At 67.7% G+C, this 19,613-nt stretch carries 17 protein-coding genes and 1 tRNA gene; 13 read left to right on the top strand and 5 right to left on the bottom strand.

Features of this window, described 5'->3' with window-relative positions; translation table 11 throughout:
• Window positions 1-7: 7 nt before the first annotated feature.
• Window positions 8-1,540 carry an L-piperidine-6-carboxylate dehydrogenase gene (gene amaB / locus ACXJKJ_RS17995; RefSeq protein ID WP_457391387.1) on the top strand — a complete coding sequence of 511 codons (1,533 nt, stop codon included), beginning with the start codon at window positions 8-10 and terminating at the stop codon, window positions 1,538-1,540.
• Between the two features lie 55 nt (window positions 1,541-1,595).
• A tRNA-Leu gene (locus tag ACXJKJ_RS17990) sits at window positions 1,596-1,680 on the top strand.
• Between the two features lie 202 nt (window positions 1,681-1,882).
• Here the strand turns inward: ACXJKJ_RS17990 and ACXJKJ_RS17985 are convergent.
• Window positions 1,883-3,949, bottom strand: a complete 2,067-nt coding sequence (locus ACXJKJ_RS17985; RefSeq protein ID WP_457391386.1) for a putative bifunctional diguanylate cyclase/phosphodiesterase — start codon at window positions 3,947-3,949, stop codon at window positions 1,883-1,885.
• Window positions 3,950-4,053: 104 nt separating this feature from the next.
• Here ACXJKJ_RS17985 and ACXJKJ_RS17980 point away from each other — a divergent pair, with 104 nt between their 5' ends.
• The 8 genes from ACXJKJ_RS17980 to ACXJKJ_RS17945 all read left to right on the top strand — a co-directional run bounded on the left by ACXJKJ_RS17980 (window position 4,054) and on the right by ACXJKJ_RS17945 (window position 13,406).
• A complete protein-coding gene (locus tag ACXJKJ_RS17980) occupies window positions 4,054-4,395 on the top strand; it encodes an HU family DNA-binding protein (protein WP_056194383.1) in 342 nt (113 codons plus the stop codon).
• A gap of 240 nt (window positions 4,396-4,635) precedes the next feature.
• Window positions 4,636-5,676, top strand: coding sequence for a LacI family DNA-binding transcriptional regulator (locus ACXJKJ_RS17975; protein ID WP_056194380.1), 1,041 nt, complete (start codon window positions 4,636-4,638; stop codon window positions 5,674-5,676).
• A 351-nt stretch (window positions 5,677-6,027) separates the two neighbouring features.
• Window positions 6,028-7,386, top strand: coding sequence for a GH1 family beta-glucosidase (locus tag ACXJKJ_RS17970; RefSeq protein WP_457391384.1), 1,359 nt, complete (start codon window positions 6,028-6,030; stop codon window positions 7,384-7,386).
• A 250-nt stretch (window positions 7,387-7,636) separates the two neighbouring features.
• Window positions 7,637-8,938, top strand: coding sequence for an HD-GYP domain-containing protein (locus ACXJKJ_RS17965; RefSeq protein WP_457323898.1), 1,302 nt, complete (start codon window positions 7,637-7,639; stop codon window positions 8,936-8,938).
• A gap of 26 nt (window positions 8,939-8,964) precedes the next feature.
• Complete coding sequence (locus ACXJKJ_RS17960; protein ID WP_457391383.1) at window positions 8,965-11,082, top strand: putative bifunctional diguanylate cyclase/phosphodiesterase; 2,118 nt, start codon at window positions 8,965-8,967, stop codon at window positions 11,080-11,082.
• 246 nt (window positions 11,083-11,328) lie between these two features.
• Window positions 11,329-11,652, top strand: a complete 324-nt coding sequence (locus ACXJKJ_RS17955; RefSeq protein WP_457391382.1) for a DUF1840 domain-containing protein — start codon at window positions 11,329-11,331, stop codon at window positions 11,650-11,652.
• Between the two features lie 5 nt (window positions 11,653-11,657).
• Window positions 11,658-12,299, top strand: a complete 642-nt coding sequence (locus ACXJKJ_RS17950; protein ID WP_457391380.1) for a histidine phosphatase family protein — start codon at window positions 11,658-11,660, stop codon at window positions 12,297-12,299.
• Window positions 12,300-12,455: 156 nt separating this feature from the next.
• Window positions 12,456-13,406, top strand: a complete 951-nt coding sequence (locus tag ACXJKJ_RS17945) for a porin (protein ID WP_457391378.1) — start codon at window positions 12,456-12,458, stop codon at window positions 13,404-13,406.
• Between the two features lie 69 nt (window positions 13,407-13,475).
• Here the strand turns inward: ACXJKJ_RS17945 and ruvB are convergent, their stop codons facing one another.
• The 4 genes from ruvB to ACXJKJ_RS17925 are packed head-to-tail and all read right to left on the bottom strand — an operon-like array spanning window position 13,476 to window position 17,166.
• Window positions 13,476-14,546: a Holliday junction branch migration DNA helicase RuvB gene (ruvB, locus tag ACXJKJ_RS17940; protein ID WP_457391376.1), complete on the bottom strand. Its 1,071-nt coding sequence runs from the start codon at window positions 14,544-14,546 to the stop codon at window positions 13,476-13,478.
• Window positions 14,543-15,112, bottom strand: coding sequence for a Holliday junction branch migration protein RuvA (ruvA, locus tag ACXJKJ_RS17935; protein ID WP_457391375.1), 570 nt, complete (start codon window positions 15,110-15,112; stop codon window positions 14,543-14,545). Before ruvA ends, ruvB begins: the two co-directional genes overlap by 4 nt.
• A 27-nt stretch (window positions 15,113-15,139) precedes the next feature.
• A complete protein-coding gene (locus ACXJKJ_RS17930) occupies window positions 15,140-15,793 on the bottom strand; it encodes a response regulator (protein WP_056194361.1) in 654 nt (217 codons plus the stop codon).
• A gap of 14 nt (window positions 15,794-15,807) precedes the next feature.
• The gene (locus ACXJKJ_RS17925) at window positions 15,808-17,166 is read right to left on the bottom strand and encodes a sensor histidine kinase (protein WP_457391374.1); all 1,359 of its coding nucleotides are present in this window, start codon (window positions 17,164-17,166) and stop codon (window positions 15,808-15,810) included.
• 166 nt (window positions 17,167-17,332) lie between these two features.
• Between ACXJKJ_RS17925 and ACXJKJ_RS17920 the strand changes: the two genes are divergently transcribed.
• From ACXJKJ_RS17920 to ACXJKJ_RS17910, 3 genes are all read left to right on the top strand, one after another.
• Window positions 17,333-18,301, top strand: coding sequence for a PhoH family protein (locus ACXJKJ_RS17920; protein ID WP_056194356.1), 969 nt, complete (start codon window positions 17,333-17,335; stop codon window positions 18,299-18,301).
• A complete protein-coding gene (gene ybeY, locus ACXJKJ_RS17915) occupies window positions 18,298-18,741 on the top strand; it encodes an rRNA maturation RNase YbeY (protein ID WP_057297346.1) in 444 nt (147 codons plus the stop codon). Before ACXJKJ_RS17920 ends, ybeY begins: the two co-directional genes overlap by 4 nt.
• An 88-nt stretch (window positions 18,742-18,829) precedes the next feature.
• Window positions 18,830-19,612 carry a PEP-CTERM sorting domain-containing protein gene (locus ACXJKJ_RS17910; RefSeq protein WP_056194351.1) on the top strand — a complete coding sequence of 261 codons (783 nt, stop codon included), beginning with the start codon at window positions 18,830-18,832 and terminating at the stop codon, window positions 19,610-19,612.
• The last annotated feature ends 1 nt before the right edge of the window (window position 19,613 follow it).

Here is a 19,613-nt window from a genome sequence, read left to right as displayed (position 1 = left end):
CGGGACAATGCGGACCATGAAGCAACAAACTCTTTCCGTTCTCGACGCCCTCGGCGTCCACCTGCCGCAAACCTCGAACTCGGGCGGCGACCTGACCGTGCGCTCGCCCATCGACGGCAGCGTGCTGGCCCAGCTGCCCACGGCCAGCGCGGCCGACATGAAGGCTGCCGTGGGTCGTGCGCATGAAGCCTTCAAGGCCTGGCGCGTCGTGCCCGCCCCCAAGCGCGGCGAGCTGATCCGCTTGTTCGGCGAAGAGCTGCGTACCCACAAGGCGCAACTGGCCCAGCTGGTCTCCATCGAAGCCGGCAAGGTCACGAGCGAAGGCCTGGGCGAAGTCCAGGAAATGATCGACATCTGCGAGTTCGCCGTCGGTCTGTCGCGCCAGCTGCATGGCCTGACCATTGCCAGCGAGCGCCCGGGCCATCGCATGATGGAACAGTGGCTGCCGCTGGGCGTCGTTGGCATCATCTCGGCCTTCAACTTCCCCGTGGCCGTGTGGGCCTGGAACTCGGCGCTGGCGCTGGTGGCCGGCGACACCTGCGTGTGGAAGCCGTCCGAGAAGACGCCGCTGACCGCGCTGGCCACGCAGGCCCTGTTCGAGCGCGCGCTGAAGGCCTACCGCGCCGCCGGTAACGCCGCACCGGACGGCCTGTCCGAGCTGATCATCGGCCGCGCCGATGCCGGCGAAGCGATGGTCGACGACGCCCGTGTGGCGCTCGTCTCCGCCACCGGCTCGACCCGCATGGGCCGCGCCGTTGGCCCGCGCGTGGCGGCCCGCTTCGGCCGTTCGCTGCTGGAGCTGGGTGGCAACAACGCCATCATCGTCACGCCCAGCGCCGACCTGGAGCTGGCTGTGCGCGGCATCCTGTTCGGCGCCTACGGCACGGCCGGCCAGCGCTGCACGACGACGCGCCGCGTCATCGCCCACGAGAGCATCCATGACGCCCTGGTCGAGCGCCTGGACCGCGCCCGCGCCCAGCTGCCCATCGGTTCGCCGGTTGAGCAGGGCACGTTGATCGGTCCGCTGATCGACGCGCAGTCCTTCGACGCGATGCAGTTTGCCTTGAGCGCTGCACGCGAGCAGGGCGGCCTTGTGTCAGGTGGCGAGCGCGCGCTGGCCGACCGCTTCCCCGAGGCCTACTACGCCGTGCCGGCTCTGGTGCGCATGCCTTCGCAGACCGAAGTGGTGTGCCACGAGACCTTCGCGCCCATCCTGTACACGCTGAAGTACAAGACGCTGGAAGAAGCCATCGAGCTGCAGAACGGCGTGCCGCAAGGCCTGTCGAGCGCGATCTTCACAACCGACATCCGCGAGGCCGAGCGCTTCATGAGCGCCTCGGGCAGCGACTGCGGCATCGCCAACGTCAACATCGGCACGTCCGGTGCGGAGATCGGTGGCGCGTTTGGCGGCGAGAAGGAAACCGGCGGCGGCCGCGAGAGCGGTTCGGACGCGTGGAAGGCGTACATGCGCCGCACCACCAACACCGTTAACTATTCAAGTGAGCTGCCTCTTGCTCAGGGGGTGAAGTTCGACATCTGAGTCGACTTCGTCGTGGGAGGGCTGAGAACTAGGCTATAGTCCGGCCTCCCTGAAAGCCCAGGTGGCGGAATTGGTAGACGCACTAGTTTCAGGTACTAGCGGGTAACTCCGTGGAGGTTCGAGTCCTCTCCTGGGCACCAAACAAGAAAGGCCAGCACGCAAGTGCTGGCCTTTTGCGTTTGGGCCCAGGAGAGGGCTCGAAGGGCGCGTCGTCGTGGACCGAGGACAAGCCCTGCGGCTTGTCCGACGCCTCGACGAAGGCTTCGCGCCTCTGGCGCGTTGCCGTCCGCCGGGGTCGCCGGAGGTGACCGAGTCCCCGCTGAGGTGCCCTCGATGGGCGCCTTAGCGAGTGGTGGCGGCAACCGAGCCCGCTGTGATGGCGCCAAACCACCGCTCCTCAAACTCGGCAGCCGGCACTCCCTTCCCAAACCACCACCCCTGCCCCCAATCACATCCCATCTCCCTGAGCGCCACCATCTGCGCCTCCGTCTCCACCCCTTCCGCCACCACCTCCATCCCCAGCTCATGCGCCATCGTCACGATGGCCCGGCACAGCGCCAGTGCCTTGCCGCCGTTCTCCAGCCCGGCGACAAAGCTGCGATCGATCTTGACGGTGTCGATGTCGTGATGCTGCAGATAGCTCAGCGACGAATAGCCGGTGCCGAAGTCGTCCAGCGAGATCGCCAACCCTGCCTCGCGCAGCGCCCGCAGCCGCTCGGCCACCGCTTCATCGCGCTCCAGCAGCAGCCCTTCGGTGATCTCCACCGCCAGCGCGTCGCCGGGCAATCCCAGGCCGCGCAGATGCGTGACCCAGTCCGGCTGCACACGGTGGCTGCGCTCGCCGAGAAATTGCACCGGTGACTTGTTGACGCTGATCTGGAAGCCCTCGTGCCCCGCCGCGCGCCAGGCCAGCACCTGGGCTGCGGCCTCACGAAAGACCCAGTCGCCGATGTCGACGATGAAGCCGCTGGTCTCCGCGATCGGGATGAACTGGGCCGGGCTGACGTCACCCAGTTGCGGGTGGGACCAGCGCAGCAGCGCCTCAGCCTTGCGCGGCGGCGCGGTCGGGTCTTGCAGCGACAGGATGGGCTGATAGACCAGGCTGAATTGCGACAACCGCAGCGCCTCGCGCAACTCGGCCACCAGCCGGGCGCGCCGTTGCGCGGCCTCGTGCAGGGCCGGCGTGAACAGGCTCATGCGGTTGCGGCCCGCGCCCTTGGCTTCATACAGCGCCAGATCAGCGTGCTTGAACAGGGCCTCGATCTCGACGCCATCGCGGGGCGCCAGGCTGACGCCGATGCTGGCCGATACATAGACCCGCTCGCCGGCGACCTCGAAGGCTTCGGACAAGGCTTCCAGCAAATCGTGCCCGACGCGCTCGGCCGCGAGCACCGCCTGATCCGTCGCCAGCAGCACGGTGAACTCGTCGCCACCCATGCGCGCGACCACGCCGCCCGGGGGCATGTGCTCCTGCAGCCGCCCCGCCACCTGCACCAGCAGCGCGTCACCGACGTCATGGCCCAGGGAGTCGTTGACCTCCTTGAAATGATCGAGGTCGACGAACATCACGGCGAGCTCGTCGCCGCGCAGCGCGCGCAGGGCCAGCGCCCGCTCGATGCGTTCGCGCAGCGAGCGGCGGTTGGGCAGGCCGGTCAGCGTGTCGACACGCGCCTGCTGCCAGACCAGCGCCTCCTGGCGCTTGCGATCGGTGATGTCGGTGTGCGTGCCGACCATGCGCAACGGCCGACCGGCCGTGTCCCGCGCGATGACCATGCCGCGGCTCAGGATCCATTTCCAGCTGCCGTCCTTGGCCAGCACGCGGTGTTCGTTGCGGTAGAGCGGCGTGCGGCCGGCGAAATGGTCCTCGCGGTCCTTGTCCATCTGCGCCAGGTCGTCGGGATGGGTGCGCGCGTCGAAGGCCTCCGGTGTCGCGTCGACGTCGCCCGGCTCGAAGCCATAGAGGCGCAGATAGCGCTCGGAGAAGTATTCGATCCCGGCCTGCACATGCCAATCCCAGACGCCGTCGCCGCTGCACTCAAGCGCCAGTTTCCACACCTCGTCCGCCTCGCGCAGCCGCGCCTCGACCGTGCGGCGCGCGGCGATGTCGGTGTGCGTGCCCAGCCAAAGCGGCGAGTCCGGCAGGCGCTGGGCCTGGGCCAGCACCCACTGGTTGCCCAGGCGGTACTCCATCTCGAAGCGGCCGCTGCGCTGCGCCGCCGCCCACTGAGCCGAGAAGGCGCTGCGGTCCTCCTCGTGCAACCAGTTGACGAGGGCAGCCGGCAGGGCGGGGCGGTTCAGCGCCTCGGCCAGGCGCGCGTTCATCCACAGCAGCCGGCCCTGCGCGTCGGCCTTCCACACTTGCTGGGGCAGGGCATCGAGCAAAGAGGAAAAGTGCACGTGGGCTGACATCAACGATGGATACGGGACTCTGCCGAGACTGTATGCCTCTCGCGATAAGCCACAATCGCGCCCGCCCGAGCCGTTCGGGCGCGTTTTTGGACGAGACCCCCCGCATGAACAAGACCGATCTGATCGAACACCTGGCCGCCAAGCACGAGCTGAGCAAGGCTGAAGCCGGCCGCGTCCTCGAGACCCTGCTGGACGCCATCGTCACCACCGTCAAAAAGGGTGGTGCGGTGTCGATCCCGGGCTTCGGCTCCTTCAAGCAGCACGCACGTGCTGCCCGCAACGGCGTGAACCCCAGCACCGGCGCCAAGATCAAGATCGCCGCCGCCAAGCTGCCCAAGTTCACCGCCGGCGCTGGCTTCAAGGCCGCCGTGGACCCCAAGGCTGCAGCCAAGAAGGCCGCTGCCAAGCCCGCCGCCAAGCCGGCCGCCAAGGCCAAGAAGAAGTAAGTAGAGCAGTCGCATGGAACCCCTCTCGGATGATTTCCGGGCCGGGCGCTGGGCCGCTCCCGAGCCGGCCCGCGCTGGCGATGTGCTTGCCGGTCAATCCGGCAAGCATCGCCGTCCCCTCGGGGGCTTCGGCCGGACACATACAGCCCAGTGGGCTGGATGTGCCTGCCGAAGGGCGGCGGCGCAAGCCGCAGCGCGGTCTGCAAGACCGGCCAAGGTAATCCTTGGACGAGGGGCTCCATGACCCCGCGCGGTACCACCCCCACCATCGTCGACGTTGCCCGCGAGGCGGGCGTGTCGATCAAGACGGTATCGCGCGTGCTCAACCATGAGCCCGGCGTGCATGAAAGCACCCGGGATCAGGTACTCAAGGTGGTGGAGGCGCTGCGCTACCGGCCCAAGCAGTCGGCGCGCAGCCTCGCAGGTGGACGGTCCTTCCTGATCGGCCTGCTCTATTACGACCCCAGCGCGATCTTCGTCGGCAGCGTGCAGCAAGGCGCCACGGTGCGATGCCGCGAACTGGGGTATCACCTCGTTGTCGAGTCACTTCACAACGATGCGCCCGACCTGCGCCAGCAGATCGACCGCATGGTGATGGCACTGCGCCCCGACGGCATGATCCTGACGCCGCCGCTGTGCGACAACCCCGAGGTGCTCGCCGCGCTGCGCGAGAACGGCACGCCCTGCGTGCTGATGTCGCCCGAGCGCGACCTGCGTGGGGTGCCTTCGGTGCGCATGGACGATGTGCATGCGGCCGAAGAGATCACCAATCTGCTGCTCAGCCTGGGCCACCAGCGCATCGCCTTCATCAAGGGGCCGCCGGACCAGTCGGCCAGCGCGGCGCGCTACCAGGGCTTCGTCAACGCGCTGCGCGCGCATGGCCTGGAGCCCGACCCCGAACTGATCCAGCCCGGCGCCTTCACTTTTGAGAGCGGCCGCGACGCGGCCCATCAATTGCTCAGCCGCCGCCAGCGGCCGACTGCCGTGTTCGCCAGCAATGACGACATGGCCCTGGGTGTGTTGGCTGCTGCCCAACGCCTGGGCCTGCCAGTGCCCAACGACCTGTCGGTGGCTGGCTTCGACGATTCGCCGACCGCCGCCCTGGTGTGGCCGCCGCTGACCACCGTGCGCCAGCCGGTCGCCGAGATGGCACGCACGGCGGTGGAAATGCTGGTCGCAGGTCAGCGGCCCGACGCCTCAGCGGGGCCGGCCGACGAGGCCGACCTGCACAAGGTGCTGCGGCACGAACTTGTCGTGCGGGACTCCACGCGCGCCCGCTGAACCGGCGCGCTTTCGCCTCGGCCCTCCTGCTTTGATCGGCCCGTCGCAGCGCTGCCGTTACCGCTAACAGCGCGTATTGACAGCGTTGTCATTTGTCGGGCAAGATGGCGGCGCCACGGGGGCAGGTGTCGCTTCAAACCTGTTTGCCCAAGCTGCTTGATGGTCCGACGCTCGCCGCCATCAAAGCGGTCGGCCTGGTAGCGGTACGCCCAATTCAAACAACACAGGAGACGTCATGAAGCGCTGCCGCTGCCCTGCGGATTCGGCCGTTCCGCCCTCCTGACCCGTCTTCGCTCCGTCGTCGCGGCGCCACCGCCGTCTTGCTCAGCTTTTTGCCCCTGCCTCTCCGCCATGAGCCTTGCCAACCTCGACCGCATCGACCCCGCTGCACTCGCCCAGTCCTTCCCGCCCGGCTTTCTCTGGGGCGTCGCCACCAGCGCCGCGCAGATCGAGGGCGCCGCCTTCGAGGACGGCAAGGCCGCCTCCATCTGGGACCATTTCTGCCGCCAGCCGGGTCGCATCAAGGATGCGTCCAACATCGACGTCGCCTGCGACCACTACCACCGCTTCCGCGACGACGTCGCGCTGATGAAGGGTCTGGGCCTGGACTGCTACCGCTTCAGTTTCAGCTGGCCGCGCGTGCAGCCGTTGGGCGAGGGCGCCTGGAACGAGGCCGGCTTCGCCTTCTATGACCGTCTCATCGACGCCCTGCTCGAAGCCGGCATCCAGCCCCACGGCACCCTCTATCACTGGGACCTTCCGCAGGCCCTGGACGAAAGCATCGGTGGCTGGCTGTCGCGCGGCATCGTCAGCCGCTTCGCCGACTACGGCGCCGAGATCGCGCGCCGCTTCGGCGACCGCCTCGCCAGCATCGCGACGCACAACGAGCCCTGGTGCACGGCGACCCTGGGCTACGAGACCGCACAGTTCGCGCCTGGCCGCACCAGCCGTGCCGAGAGCCTGCAGGTGGCCCACCACCTGATGTTGTCCCATGGCGAAGCCATCGCCGCGATGCGCGCGGTCACCAAGACCAAGCTCGGCATCGTCCTCAACCACACGCCGTCCTTCCCCGCCACGCCCAACGAGGCCGACCGCCGCGCCGCCCGCATCGACGACGGGCTCAACGTGCGCTGGTACATGGACCCGATCTTCCGCGGTGCCTACCCGGCCGACGCTGTTGAATACGTCGGTGCCGACGCCCCACGGGTCGAAGCCGGCGACTTGGACCGCATCCGCCAGCCGCTGGACTTCCTCGGCATCAATTTCTACACGCGCAGCCTCTTCGGCGCGGACGGCAAGACCGTCCCGGGCCCGGGCAAGCGCGGCTTCACCGACATGGGCTGGGAGATCGTGCCCGAGGTCTTCGCCCAGCACCTGGTGCGCCTGGCGCGCGAGTACAACCCGCCGCCGATGTTCATCACCGAGAACGGCATGGCCAATGCCGACCGCGTCGTCGACGGCCGGGTACCCGACAAGGAGCGCATCGCCTACCTGTCGGCCCACCTCCAGGCGTTGTCCACCGCCATGAGCCTGGGCGCCGATGTGCGCGGCTATTTCTACTGGAGCCTGCTCGACAACTTCGAGTGGAACTCCGGCTACGACAAGCGCTTCGGTCTCGTCCACGTCGACTACGAGACCCAGCGGCGCCTGCTCAAGGACAGCGCCCACTGGTATCGCGACTTCGTTGCCCTCCATCACGCCCGACGGTGAGAGGGGCTTCGACGCGGCCTCACTCAGGCCGCCGGTCATGCATTCCTCCGCGTTTGCCCCGACTAAGCGGCGGGAAATCGGTCACGTTCAGGCGCTAAGCTCCGACTTGCGCCCCGCCGGTACTTTTCCCAGCCGGTAGCGGGCGCGATCGGCCGATTTGACGTATGACAGGAGACCGGTTCGAGCACTGCGGCAGGGCTGCCGGAGCTCGGGCCGGGTCGAGGGTGCCCGGCGCACGGGTTTTGAGCGAATGCAGGATAGAACAAGCGATCCACTGATCGATGTCAGCCAGTTGGCGGTCGGGATGTTCATTCATCTGGATCTCGGCTGGATGTCGCATCCCTTCCCCTTGTCGAGCTTCAAGATCGCCTCCAGCGATCAGTTGCTGATCCTGCGCCGCCTTGGCTTGACCCAGGTGCGCTGGAGCCCCGCCAAGAGCGACCTGGACCTGCAGTCGTCCGAGGACGCCGTGGCTGCGGATGCCGGCGACGTCAGTGCTGCAAGCGACAGTTCCGCCCCCTCGCAACCCAGCCCTGAAGATCTGGCTCGCGAAGCCCACCGCCGCGCTCTGGCCGCCCAACGCGAGGCCCTGCGTCTGTGCGAGGAGCAGTACGGCGAGGCGGCCAAAGGCTTTCGCGGTGTCATGGACCTGGTCCAGCCCGACCCCCATGCCGCCCGTACCCAGGCCGAGAGCCTGACCGCCGCACTGCTCGACAAGATGCTGGTCGAGGGTGATCTCAATATGCGGCTGCTCAATGAAGCTGCCGGCGACCGCAGCACGGCCCACGCGCTGAACGTCTGCATCATTGCCCTGCTGCTCGGCCGCGCTTTCGGCCTCGGTCGCGACGAGATGATGGACCTGGGCGTCGGCTCGCTGCTGCACGACGTCGGCAAGCTCGAGGTCGCTGCACGCCTGCGCCACCGCGACGAAAGCTTCACGGCGGCCGAGACCCAGGCCTACCAGCAGCACGTCGTCAAGGGCGTGGCCATCGCCCAGACCATGGGCCTGGCACCCGGCCCGCTGCTCATCGTTGCCCAGCATCATGAGCATGCCGACGGCAGCGGCTTCCCGCAAAAGATCAACATGGACCGCATGAGCACCGGCGCGCGCATCGTTGCGCTGGTCAACCGCTTTGATGGCTTGTGCAATCCGCTGATCACGTCCAAGGCGATGACGCCCCACGAGGCGCTGTCGCTGATGTTTGCGCAGGGCCGCAATCGCTTCGACGCGACCATGCTGAACGCCTTCATCCGCATGATGGGTGTCTACCCGCCGGGTTCCACCGTGCAGCTCACCGATGACCGCTATGCGCTGGTCGTTTCGGTCAATTCGGCGCGTCCGCTGAAGCCTCGCGTCATGGTCCATGACGTCAAGGTGGTCAAGGAAGAGGCGCTGATCCTCAACCTCGAAGAGATGCCCGACCTCGGCATCCGGCGCAGCCTCAAGCCCCAGTTCCTGCCGCGAGCCTCGCTCGACTACCTCAGCCCCCGGGCGCGCATCGCCTACTTCTTCGACGCCGCGAGTACGGGACCAGGGGAGTTGGCCGCGTGAACGCCGGCCGCGAGGCGAACTCAGCCTTGCCCCGCGTCTCGGAGGCGCCGTCCGTGATCGGTGCGCTGCTGGAAGGCCTGCCCGAGCCGGCCTGGCTGGTGGATGGTGAAAGTCTGACCGTCAACGCCGTCAACCGCGCCGCGTTGCGCCTGCTCGGTCTCAAGCCCGAACGGGCGCTGGGCCAGCCGCCGGCCCTGTTGTGCGGCTCGCTGGAGGACGAGGCCTTCTGGCAGGGTGCCGCCCGCGATCCTTTCGCCCGAATCCGCTCCGACACGGTGCTGACTCACAGCGACGGCCAGCCGCGCTGGGTCAGCCGCAGCATCAGTCCCGTCCACACGCCCGACGGCGGCCGCTACTGGCTGGTGCTGCTGCATGACCAGACGCGCCGTCGCCGCGCCGAAGCCGAACGCGAAACCCTGCTGGCCGAACTGCGCGCGACGCTGGAGTCCACCGCCGACGGCATCCTCGTCGTCGACCTGGGTGGCCGCGTGCGCAGTTTCAACCGCCGCTTTGCCAAGCTCTGGGGCCTGCCCGGCGGGCTGCTGCATGAGCCCGGCGACGCCGGCCTGTGGCTGAGCCTGCAGCGTGTCATGCGCGACGGCGAGCAGTACCGCCTGCGCATCGAGTCACTGCTGGACGCGCCGCTGATGCGCTCCAGCGACATGCTGCGCCTGGCCGATGGCCGCGTGCTGGAGCAGGTCTCGCTGCCGCAGATGAGTCGCGGCGAGCCCATCGGCCGGGTCTTTTCATTCCGCGACCTGAGCGAGAAGCTGGCTGCGCACCAGCGCATCGAGGAGCTTGGCCGTTCCGACGTGCTGACCGGCGCGCCCAACCGCCGCGCGCTGGCCGACCGCATCGTGCAGCAGATGGCCGCCGTCGAGACTGGCCAACCGGCGCCTGCTGAATCTCCCACTTTTGCGCTGCTGCATCTCGACCTGGACCGTTTCAAGCAGATCAACGACACCCTGGGCCACAGCTATGGCGACCGCGTGCTGCGCGAGGTCGTCGAGCGTCTGCGCGGCGCCGTCGGTGCCAATGACACCTTGGCCCGACTGGGCGGCGATGAATTCGCGCTGCTGATCGACGGCGCCCAGATGTTCGAGGCCGAGGCCGCCGCCCGCCATGTGCAGCAACTGCTGGCCCAGCCCTTCAGCTTCGACACGTTGAGCTTCACCGTCACGGCCAGTTGCGGCATCGCCCTGCACCCCGGCGACGGCAGTTCGCCCGACGAGCTGATGGCCAGCGCCGAACGCGCCATGCACTGGGTCAAGGAAAGCGGCCGCGCGGGCTTCCGCTTCCACGTRCCGCGCAAGGAAGTCGACCTGCTGTCGCGCATGCGCCTGGACCACGACATGCGCCAGGCCCTGGCTGAGGGGCGCTTTCGGCTCCACTATCAACCCCAGGTCGAGCTGGGCAGCGACCGCGTCATCGGTGCCGAGGCGCTGATCCGCTGGCGAGACCCCCAGCGTGGCGACATTTCGCCCGCCGAATTCATCCCCCTGGCCGAGGAGAGTGGCTTTGTTGTCGCCATCGGCGAGTGGGTGCTGCGCGAGGCCGTCGGCCAGGCCGCCTACTGGTTGGGCCGCGGCCTGCGCATGCCGGTCGCCGTCAACGTGTCGGCCCTGCAGTTCCAGCAGGCCCATTTCGTCGAGACCGTGGCTGCAGTCCTGCGCGAGGCCACGCTGCCGGCCAGCCTGCTCGAGCTCGAATTGACCGAGGGCGTGCTGCTGGGCGATGCCGAGGAGGCTCTCAAGCGCATGCGCGCGCTGGCGGCGCTGGGCGTCACGCTGTCCATCGACGACTTCGGCACCGGCTACTCCTCCCTGGGCTATCTCAAGCGCTTTCCCATCCAGCGCCTGAAGATCGACCGCAGTTTCGTGCAGGGCCTGCCCAGCGACGCCAGCGATGTCGGCATCGCCAACGCCATCGTGCAGATGGGCCGGGCCCTGGGCCTGCAAGTCATCGCCGAAGGTGTCGAGACCGAGGCCCAGCGCGACTTCCTGGCCCAGGCCGGCTGTCATGAGTTCCAGGGCTATCTGTTTGCCAAGCCGTTGCCGCCCGACGAATTCGAGCAGCGCGTGCGCCCGCGCCGCCATGTTGTCGACTCGCCGGTGTCCGGCTGGCTCGGGTTGGCCAGCGCCTGAGACGACACCCCTCGCCCAGTCCCGCCCTGCTGAACGCCGGCGTGTCTGGTCGGTCTTGCAGACCGCGCTGCGGCAGTGCCGCAGCCCTTCGGCAGGCACAACACGCCCACTGGGCGTGTTGTGTCCGGCCTCAGCCCCGGGGGACGGCGATGCTTGCGGCATCGAGCCGCAAGCATCGCCCAAGGCGGGCCGGCTTGGGAGCGGCCCGGCGCTCGGCCCGCGCAAGTACACGCGCACAATGCCGCCATGCTCTACCGCTTCAAATCCAAGGCTGGCGCCGACGTCATCATGATGGCCGATTCGGTCGAAGCCGTGCTGCGCCTGATGGGGCGCGAACCCGCCCAACAAGGCATCCTCGAAGTGGCTGCACTGCCGGGCCTGATCCAGGCGCTGGAAGCCGGCGTGGCGGCCGATGAGGCGCAATTCCAGCGCAGCGTCGACGAAGCCAAGGCCGCCGGCGAGGCGGTGCCGCGCCGCCAGGGCGTGTCCCTGCGCCAGCGCGCCTGGCCGCTGCACGAGTTGATGCAGCGCAGCATGAAGGAAAAGGCCGACGTCGTCTGGGGTGTCTAGTTGTGATGGAAGAAGTCACTCGACTGATCCTGATCCGCCACGGTGAGACTGCCTGGAACCGCGCCACGCGAATCCAGGGGCATACCGACATCCCCTTGAGCCCGCTGGGTCTGGCCCAGGCTCAGCGCCTGGCCGAGGCCATGGCCGACGAGCCGTTGGCGGCCATTTATTCCAGTGATCTCAGCCGTGCCCGCCAGACCGCCGAGGCCGTGGCCGGCGTCCAAAGCCTGGCCATCCACTTCGACGCCGCCCTGCGCGAGCGCGCCTTCGGCCGGTTCGAGGGGTTGAGCTGGGAAGAGATTGATAGGGGTTATCCCGAGGATGCCGCCCGATGGCGGCGTCGTGAGCCCGATTTCGCCGTCGGCGGCGGCGAGAGCCTGACCGTCTTTAGCGCGCGCTGCGTCGCTGCGGCCCGCCGCGCCGCCGCGGCCCACCCGGGGCAGAGCATTGCGCTCGTCGCCCATGGCGGCGTGCTGGACTGCCTCTACAGGGCTGCGACCCGGTCCGCCCTGGACGCGCCGCGCAGCTGGCAGCTGGGCAATGCCACCATCAACCGATTGCTGGCAACAGCCGAAGGATTCACGCTGATCGGCTGGAACGACGACCGCCACCTGGCCGGGCTGAGCGCCGACGACATCGCGGCTTGATGCAGGCAGGGCGGGCTTTTCAAGGTCCCTAGGCCCACTGTTGCATCCACGCGTCGCTGCGGTCGGGCGCGGTAAAAGCCGCTCCTATACTGGCCGCCACTGGTCCTTCAAGGCAGGGCCCATGGCCCCGCCCAACCTCTCTACAAAGGCAAAACGATGAAGAAGATTGCACTCGTCGCCGCTCTGGCCGCCACCGCCGCCGCGCCGGCTTTCGCACAAAGCGTGACCCTGTGGGGCCGCCTCAACACCACCGTCGAAAGCCAGAAGTTCGGCTCGCAAGACCGCAAGGTCGTTGTGCAAAACAACTCGTCGCGCCTTGGCCTCAAGGGCAGCGAAGACCTCGGCGGCGGCCTGAAGGCTTCCTTCTCGCTGGAACACGGCCTGAACAGCGACACCGGTGCGGCTACTGGCGGCACGACTTTCTGGAACCGCGCTTCCTGGGTTCAGCTGGAAGGCGGCTTCGGTGGCATCCGCCTCGGCAAGTGGTTCCCGGGCTCGTATTTCGCGACTGCCGACTACGTCAGCAATCACAACCACGACACGGGCACCTCGGCCGATGCGCTGTACGCGACCCAGTTCTACACGAACAATAAGGTCTCCTACTTCACCCCGACCGCTGGTGGCTTCTCCGCCGAACTTTCGGCAGCCGCAGGTGAAAACACGACGACTCGCGCTTTCGACGTCGCTGTGAACTACGACATGGGTCCCGCCCACGCCGGCCTCGGCTACGAAAAGAAGGGTGACTTCACCCAGATCGCCATCCGCGGCCTGTACGAGTTTGGCCCCGTCGTCATCGGCGGCTATGTGCAGCGCGCTGAGAACACCTTTGCCGGCGTCGGCAAGAAGGACTGGAACGTCTGGCGCGCTTCCGGTATGTACGTCATGGGCCAGTCCGAGTTCCACCTGAACTTCGGCAAGGCCGACAAGATGGTGGCCGACGACGGCGCCAAGCAGCTGACGGTTGGCTACAACTACAACCTGAGCAAGCGCACCAAGGTCTACGGCTTCTGGACCAAGGTCGACAACCAGTCCAAGGGCAACTACCAGACCGGCGTCGCTGGTCAGGACTTCAGCTCGCTGGCTGCTGGTATCCGCCACAACTTCTGATCCTTCGGGACCGGAATACAGAAAGCGCCCCTCGGGGCGCTTTTTTATTCGCGCCTTGCGGCGCCGTTTTCATTCCCCGAACAGATCGGGTGCCGTCTTGCCGCCCGGTGGCGTCAGGCCCAGATGCCGGTAGGCCGCCAGTGTCGCGATGCGGCCGCGGGGTGTGCGCTGCAGAAAGCCCTGCTGGATCAGATAGGGCTCGATGACGTCCTCGATGGTGCCGGCCTCTTCGCCGATGGCGGCGGCGACGTTCTCCAAACCGACCGGACCACCATCGAAGCGGTGCACGATGGCCTCCAGCAGCTTGCGGTCCATCAGGTCGAAGCCCTGTGGATCGACGTCCAGCATGGCCAGCGCCTTGTCGGCGATGCCGGCAACGATGCGGCCGTCAGCCTTGACCTCGGCGTAGTCGCGCACGCGGCGCAGAAGGCGGTTGGCGATGCGCGGCGTGCCGCGTGAGCGGCGGGCGATCTCCAGCGCGCCGTCGGMGTCGATGGGTGCACCGAGCAGCCCGGCGGACCGCGTCACGATGCGCTGCAACTCGGCCGGCGTATAGAACTCCAGCCGCGCGACGATGCCGAAACGGTCGCGCAGCGGGTTGGTCAGCATGCCGGCGCGCGTCGTTGCACCCACGAGCGTGAACGGCTGCAGGTCCAGYTTGATCGWGCGCGCCGCGGGGCCCTCGCCGATCATGATGTCGATCTGATAGTCCTCCAGCGCCGGGTAGAGGATTTCCTCGACGACGGGGCTCAGGCGGTGGATCTCGTCGATGAAGAGGACGTCGTTCTTCTCGAGGTTGGTCAGGATGGCGGCCAGGTCCTTGGGCTTCTCGAGCACCGGCCCGGAGGTCTGGCGCAGGTTGACGCCCAGCTCGGCCGCGATGATGTGGGACAGCGTCGTCTTGCCCAGGCCCGGCGGGCCGAACAGCAGCACATGGTCCAGCGCCTCGCGGCGCTTGCGGGCTGCGCCGATGAAGATCTCCAACTGCTCGCGGGCCTTGACCTGGCCGACGTAGTCATCGAGATGCTTGGGCCGCAGTGCACGCTCCATCGCCTCCTCGCGGCTGGACTCGGGCGCGGCGCTGACGACGCGGGGCGCCGGGGGGAAGTCGTCGCCGAATTTGTCCGTTTGGATGCTCATGTCAGCTTCTTCAACGCCAGCTTGATGCCGTCGCTGACGCCGACATCAGGGGGCAGCACCTTCAGCGCGGCGGCGGCGTCTTTCTCGCTGTAGCCCAGCGCGACCAGTGCTTGCAGGATGTCGGCCTGCGTGTCGTTGGTGACGGCGGCGGGCAGAGCCAGGTCGGCGCCGAGCTTGCCCTTCAGCTCCAGCAGCAGCCGCTCGGCCGTCTTCTTGCCAATGCCCGGCACCTTGGTCAGCCGACCCGCATCCTGGCGCGACACGGCCTGGGCGAGTTCTGAAACCGACAGGCCCGACAACAAGCCCAGGGCCATCTTCGGCCCGACGCCACTGATCTTGATGAGCTGGCGGAAGGTGGCGCGCTCTTCGTGGGTGAGGAAGCCGAACAGCTGGTGCGCGTCCTCGCGCACGGTCAGGTGGGTCAGCAGCACGGCCCRCTCGCCCAGGCCGCCGAGGTTGAAGAAGGTGCTCATCGGCACGTCCACCTCGTAGCCCACGCCCGCCACATCGATGACGACCTGCGGGGGCGATTTCTCGGCGATGACGCCTGTCAGTCTTCCAATCATCGGCCCATTATCTGGGCCGAAGGGCGATCAGTTCCTGCCGAACAACCCGAGTCGTTGAGCTTCCAGCGCCGCCTCGGCACGCGAGCTCACATTGAGCTTGCGGTAGATCTGCTTCACATAGTCGGCAATGGTGTGGCGGCTCAGGCCCAGCTGCACGCCGATCTCCGGCAGCGTGTAGCCCTTGGCCACGCGCAGCAGCACCTCGGTCTCGCGGTCGGTCAGCGACACCTCGTGCAGCAACGCCTGCGAACTGGGCTTTTTCTGAGCCGCGAAGTAGGCGATGACCTTGCGCGCGATGGACGGCGACAGCGGCGGCTCGCCGCCGCTCATGCGCTGCAGCTGCTCCACCAGCAGCTCGCGGGACTGTTCCTTCAACAGATAGCCGAAGGCACCGGCCTGCAAGGCAGGGAAGAGATGCTCGTCGTCGTCGTGGATGGTGACGATGACCGACTGCACTTCGGGCTGCTTCTCGCGCAGCGCCGCGATGACCTCGACGCCCGAACCGTCGGGCAGGCCCAGGTCCAACAGGGCCAGCGTGAAGCGCTGGCCATTGACCAGGGCCAGCGCGTCCTGCACCCGCGAGCACTCGGTGATCTGGGCGTTGGCGAACACCTGCTTGACCAGCGCCTTGAGCCAGGCGCGGATCTCCGGGATGTCTTCGAGCAGCAGGATGTGGTTCATGGGAGCCTCGGCATTCAGAGCGGAATCGTCAGACGGATGACAGTACCCCAGCCAGGGCCGGATTCAACCAGGCATTGGCCATGCATCTGCTTGGCGCGTGATTTCATGCTCGCCATGCCGTGGCCTCTGTCCAACCTTCCGTCCAGTTCGGACGGAATGCCCTGGCCGTTGTCCTGGATGGTCAGGATGAAATCGCCGTCCTGTACCGCGCTGGAAATCGTCGCATGGGTGGCGCCGCTGTGTTTGATGATGTTGGACACCGACTCGCGCAGGATGCGCGTCGTCTGCACGTAGGAGCRGGCCTGGAAGGTGTGCTCGATGTCCTCGGCCGGCGACTTCCATTCGGCCAGGATATTGGCCTGGCCCAGGCGTGAAACGACCTCCGCGCGCCAGTCACCCAGGGCGTCGATGAGATGCACCGGCTTGCCGGTCAGGCCGCGCACCGACAGGCGCATCTCCTCCAGTGCCTCGCGCGCCAGCGTGGAGATACGGTCGGACTCGCTGGTGTGCACGATGGTCAGCAGCTTGGCGCCGAGATCGTCGTGCAGATCGGCGGCGATGCGCTTGCGTTCGCGCTCGGTGACCTGCTCGAGCTTTTGCTCGGCGAGCTGGGCGTGGCTGCGCTCGACCTCGGCGATGCGCTCGGACATGCGCTGCTCGATGGCTGCGATGCGCTTCTCGGCGTCCAGTCGCGCATGGGCGACGCTGTTCACCAGTTGCAGTCCCAGGCCCAACATCAGCACCGGCAGCATCAGGTTCAGCCAGGGTGCGGCGGATGACCACAGCGGTTCACTGGCAGCGGCCAGCAACCGCTCGGCGACCAGGGCAGCCATGGTCGGCAGCAGCAGGGCGGCCATCAGCACGAACTCCCGCGACAGGGCCTCGTCGGCGCTCGTCTTCAGGCGCTCGCGGCGCAGCCACAGCGCCCAACCCATGGCGGCCACCAGCTCCAGGCTCAACACCGCCTGCCAGACCGAGCCGAGGATGCCGACCTGGCCACCCGCGAGCAGCAGGCTGGCCGGCACAACGAGGCATTGGATCAACAGCGCATGGTCGATCCAGCTGCGTTTCCAGTTCATCTGCCGCAGCAGGTATTGAACGCCGCACAGCACGAGCAGGGTCAGCAGCAGCGGCCGCAAGCCCGCGGCGCTGGGGGCGGCGGCGGCGCGCAGCACGACCCAGCTCAGCATCATGCCGATGAGAAAACTCGCCGGCCGTTCGCGGTGGTGCAGGCTGGAGACGAGGCCGATGACGGTCGCCATCAGGGCCAGCATGGCAGCAAGCCAGCCGCGCAAGGTGGCCGTCCAGTCCGGCCCGGCGAAGCCTTGAGCCTGCGCTACGGCGGGGCAGAGCAGGGCGGCTGAAAGCAGCAAAAAAAGAGGCAGGCGCCGAGCCCTGGAGGCCCTCGGCGCAATCGGTGACGTCATGGAGCGGCATTGTGCGTGAGCGCCTGTTCTGCGCAGGCCGGGAATGCACCAGCGGCCAGCCTCTTTGCACGGAGCCGGCGACAATCCCCGTCCACTTCTTTTCAGCCCCATCGTGATCCTGCGCTTCACCCTTGAACCGGTCGACAACACGCGCCTGGCCCGCGTCTGTGGCAGCTTGGACACCCATCTGCGTGAGATCGAGGCGGCCATCGGCGTGAAGATCTCGCGCCGAGACGCCGAGTTCCGCGTCGACGGGCCCAAGACAGCTGCCGAGCGCGCCAGGACCCTGCTCGAAGGACTTTACGAGCGCGCCAGGCGGCCGCTGTCAGCCGAAACGCTGCAATTGGCCCTCGTCGAGGCCAAGGCGCCAGATCCTGTTTCGGCCGCCAGCCCGGGCGACGGCGATGCGCTGGTGCTGCGTACCCGCCGCGCCGACCTGTCGGCCCGCACACCGCGCCAGCACCAGTACCTGCAGCAGATCCTGTCGCACGACATCACTTTCGGCCTCGGCCCGGCGGGCACCGGCAAGACTTTCCTGGCCGTGGCGTGTGCGGTGGACGCGTTGGAGCGCTCGACGGTGCAGCGCATCATCCTGACCCGGCCCGCCGTCGAGGCCGGGGAGCGCCTGGGCTTCCTGCCCGGCGACCTGACGCAAAAGGTCGACCCCTATCTGCGCCCCCTGTACGACGCCCTCTATGACCTGCTGGGCTTCGACCGGGTGACCAAGGCCTTCGAGAAGGGGCAGCTGGAGGTCGCGCCGCTGGCCTTCATGCGCGGCCGCACCTTGAACCACGCCTTCGTCATCCTCGACGARGCGCARAACACGACGCCCGAGCAGATGAAGATGTTCCTGACCCGCATCGGCTTTGGCAGCCGCTGCGTCGTCACCGGCGACACCAGCCAGATCGATCTGCCGCGGGGAACGCAATCCGGCCTCATCGACGCCGAGCATGTGCTGGCCCGGGTCAAGGGCATTGCGATGACACGCTTCACAAGCGCCGACGTCGTTCGCCACCCGCTGGTGGCGCGCATCGTCGAGGCCTACGAAGCGCGCGCCAAGCGCGAAGCACGCGACCTATGAAACCAGAGCTGAGCCTGTCCCTGCAATTTGCCGACCCGCGCCACCGCGCGCTGCTGCCGCGCCACAAGGTGCAGCGATTCATCCGCGCGGCGCTGGAGCTGCCGGGCGAGATCGCCGTGCGCATCGTCGACGCCGAGGAAGGGCAGGCACTGAACCGCGAGTACCGTGGCAAGGACTACGCCACCAATGTGCTGACCTTCGACTACGCTCACGAGCCCGTCGTCGGCGCCGACCTGGTCATCTGCGCCGAGGTCGTCGAACGTGAGGCGGCCGAGATGGGCGTCCCGCTGCTCGACCACTACGCCCACATGCTCGTGCACGGCACCCTGCATGCCCAGGGCTATGACCACGAGGCCGACGACGAGGCCGAGGCGATGGAAGCGCGCGAGGCGGAGATCCTGATCGGCCTGGGCTTCTCCGACCCCTACCGACGCGGCTGAGGCTGCAACCCCTTCTAGGGGTATTTCGCTGTGGAAACCGGCGGCGGTGGCGAGTATTTTTGTACTTCGCCTGTCATCGGAGGCTCCCATGCTGAAGTCGATCCGCGCCCTTGCGACCGCCGCCGCGCTGATTTGCGCAGGAAGCGCGGGCGCCGTGTCGATTGCCGGCGTTGACATCCCGCTGGGCCAGATCTTCGCGGTCACCCAGACCTACCAGAACGTGCCACTGGCCGTCGGCGACACGCTGAGCGGCTACGGCAAGATCGATTCCATCAACTCTGCGGCGGTCTCCGGCCTGTGCTCGGGCTGCGAGCTGACGTATGTCTTCGGCGGCTACGCGGTCTCGTCGATCAGCGCCAGCGAAGTGCGCTTCAGCGGTGGCTGGCTCAAGGTCTATGCCGGCTTTGGCGCCAACAACGACTTCACGACCGGCAACGCCGGGGGGTCGGCGGGTGACCTGGCCGAAGCGTCCAATGGCACGCTCTTCCTGTCCCTCATGGGCCATGCCGTCGACGCCGCAGGCAACACCTTTATCGCCACCGGCCTGGGCATCGGCACGGCCAGCCCGACCGGCTTCAGCACGGGCCTGCTGGATGTGGACACGGCGGCCGGCGGCGCGGCCAACGCCTACTTCAACAGCAATGGCGTGGCGGCCCTGTTCGGTGGCGGTGCGGCCGATGCGCAGCTCGGTTCTTCCTTCTCCGCCCTGGCGCCGCTGTATCCGTCCGAGTGCCCCGGCGGTTCGGCCTGCCTGCGCGGAAGTTCCAGCGTTCTTGCAACGGTGGCAGCCGTGCCCGAGCCCGAGACGGCCGCATTGCTGCTCGGCGGCCTGGGCGTCATCCTGACGGTGGCGCGCCGCCGCCTGCGCTGAG

It is taken from the genome of Roseateles sp. P5_E1 (assembly GCF_054049335.1).
This window is presented reverse-complemented; position numbering and strand designations above follow the sequence as displayed.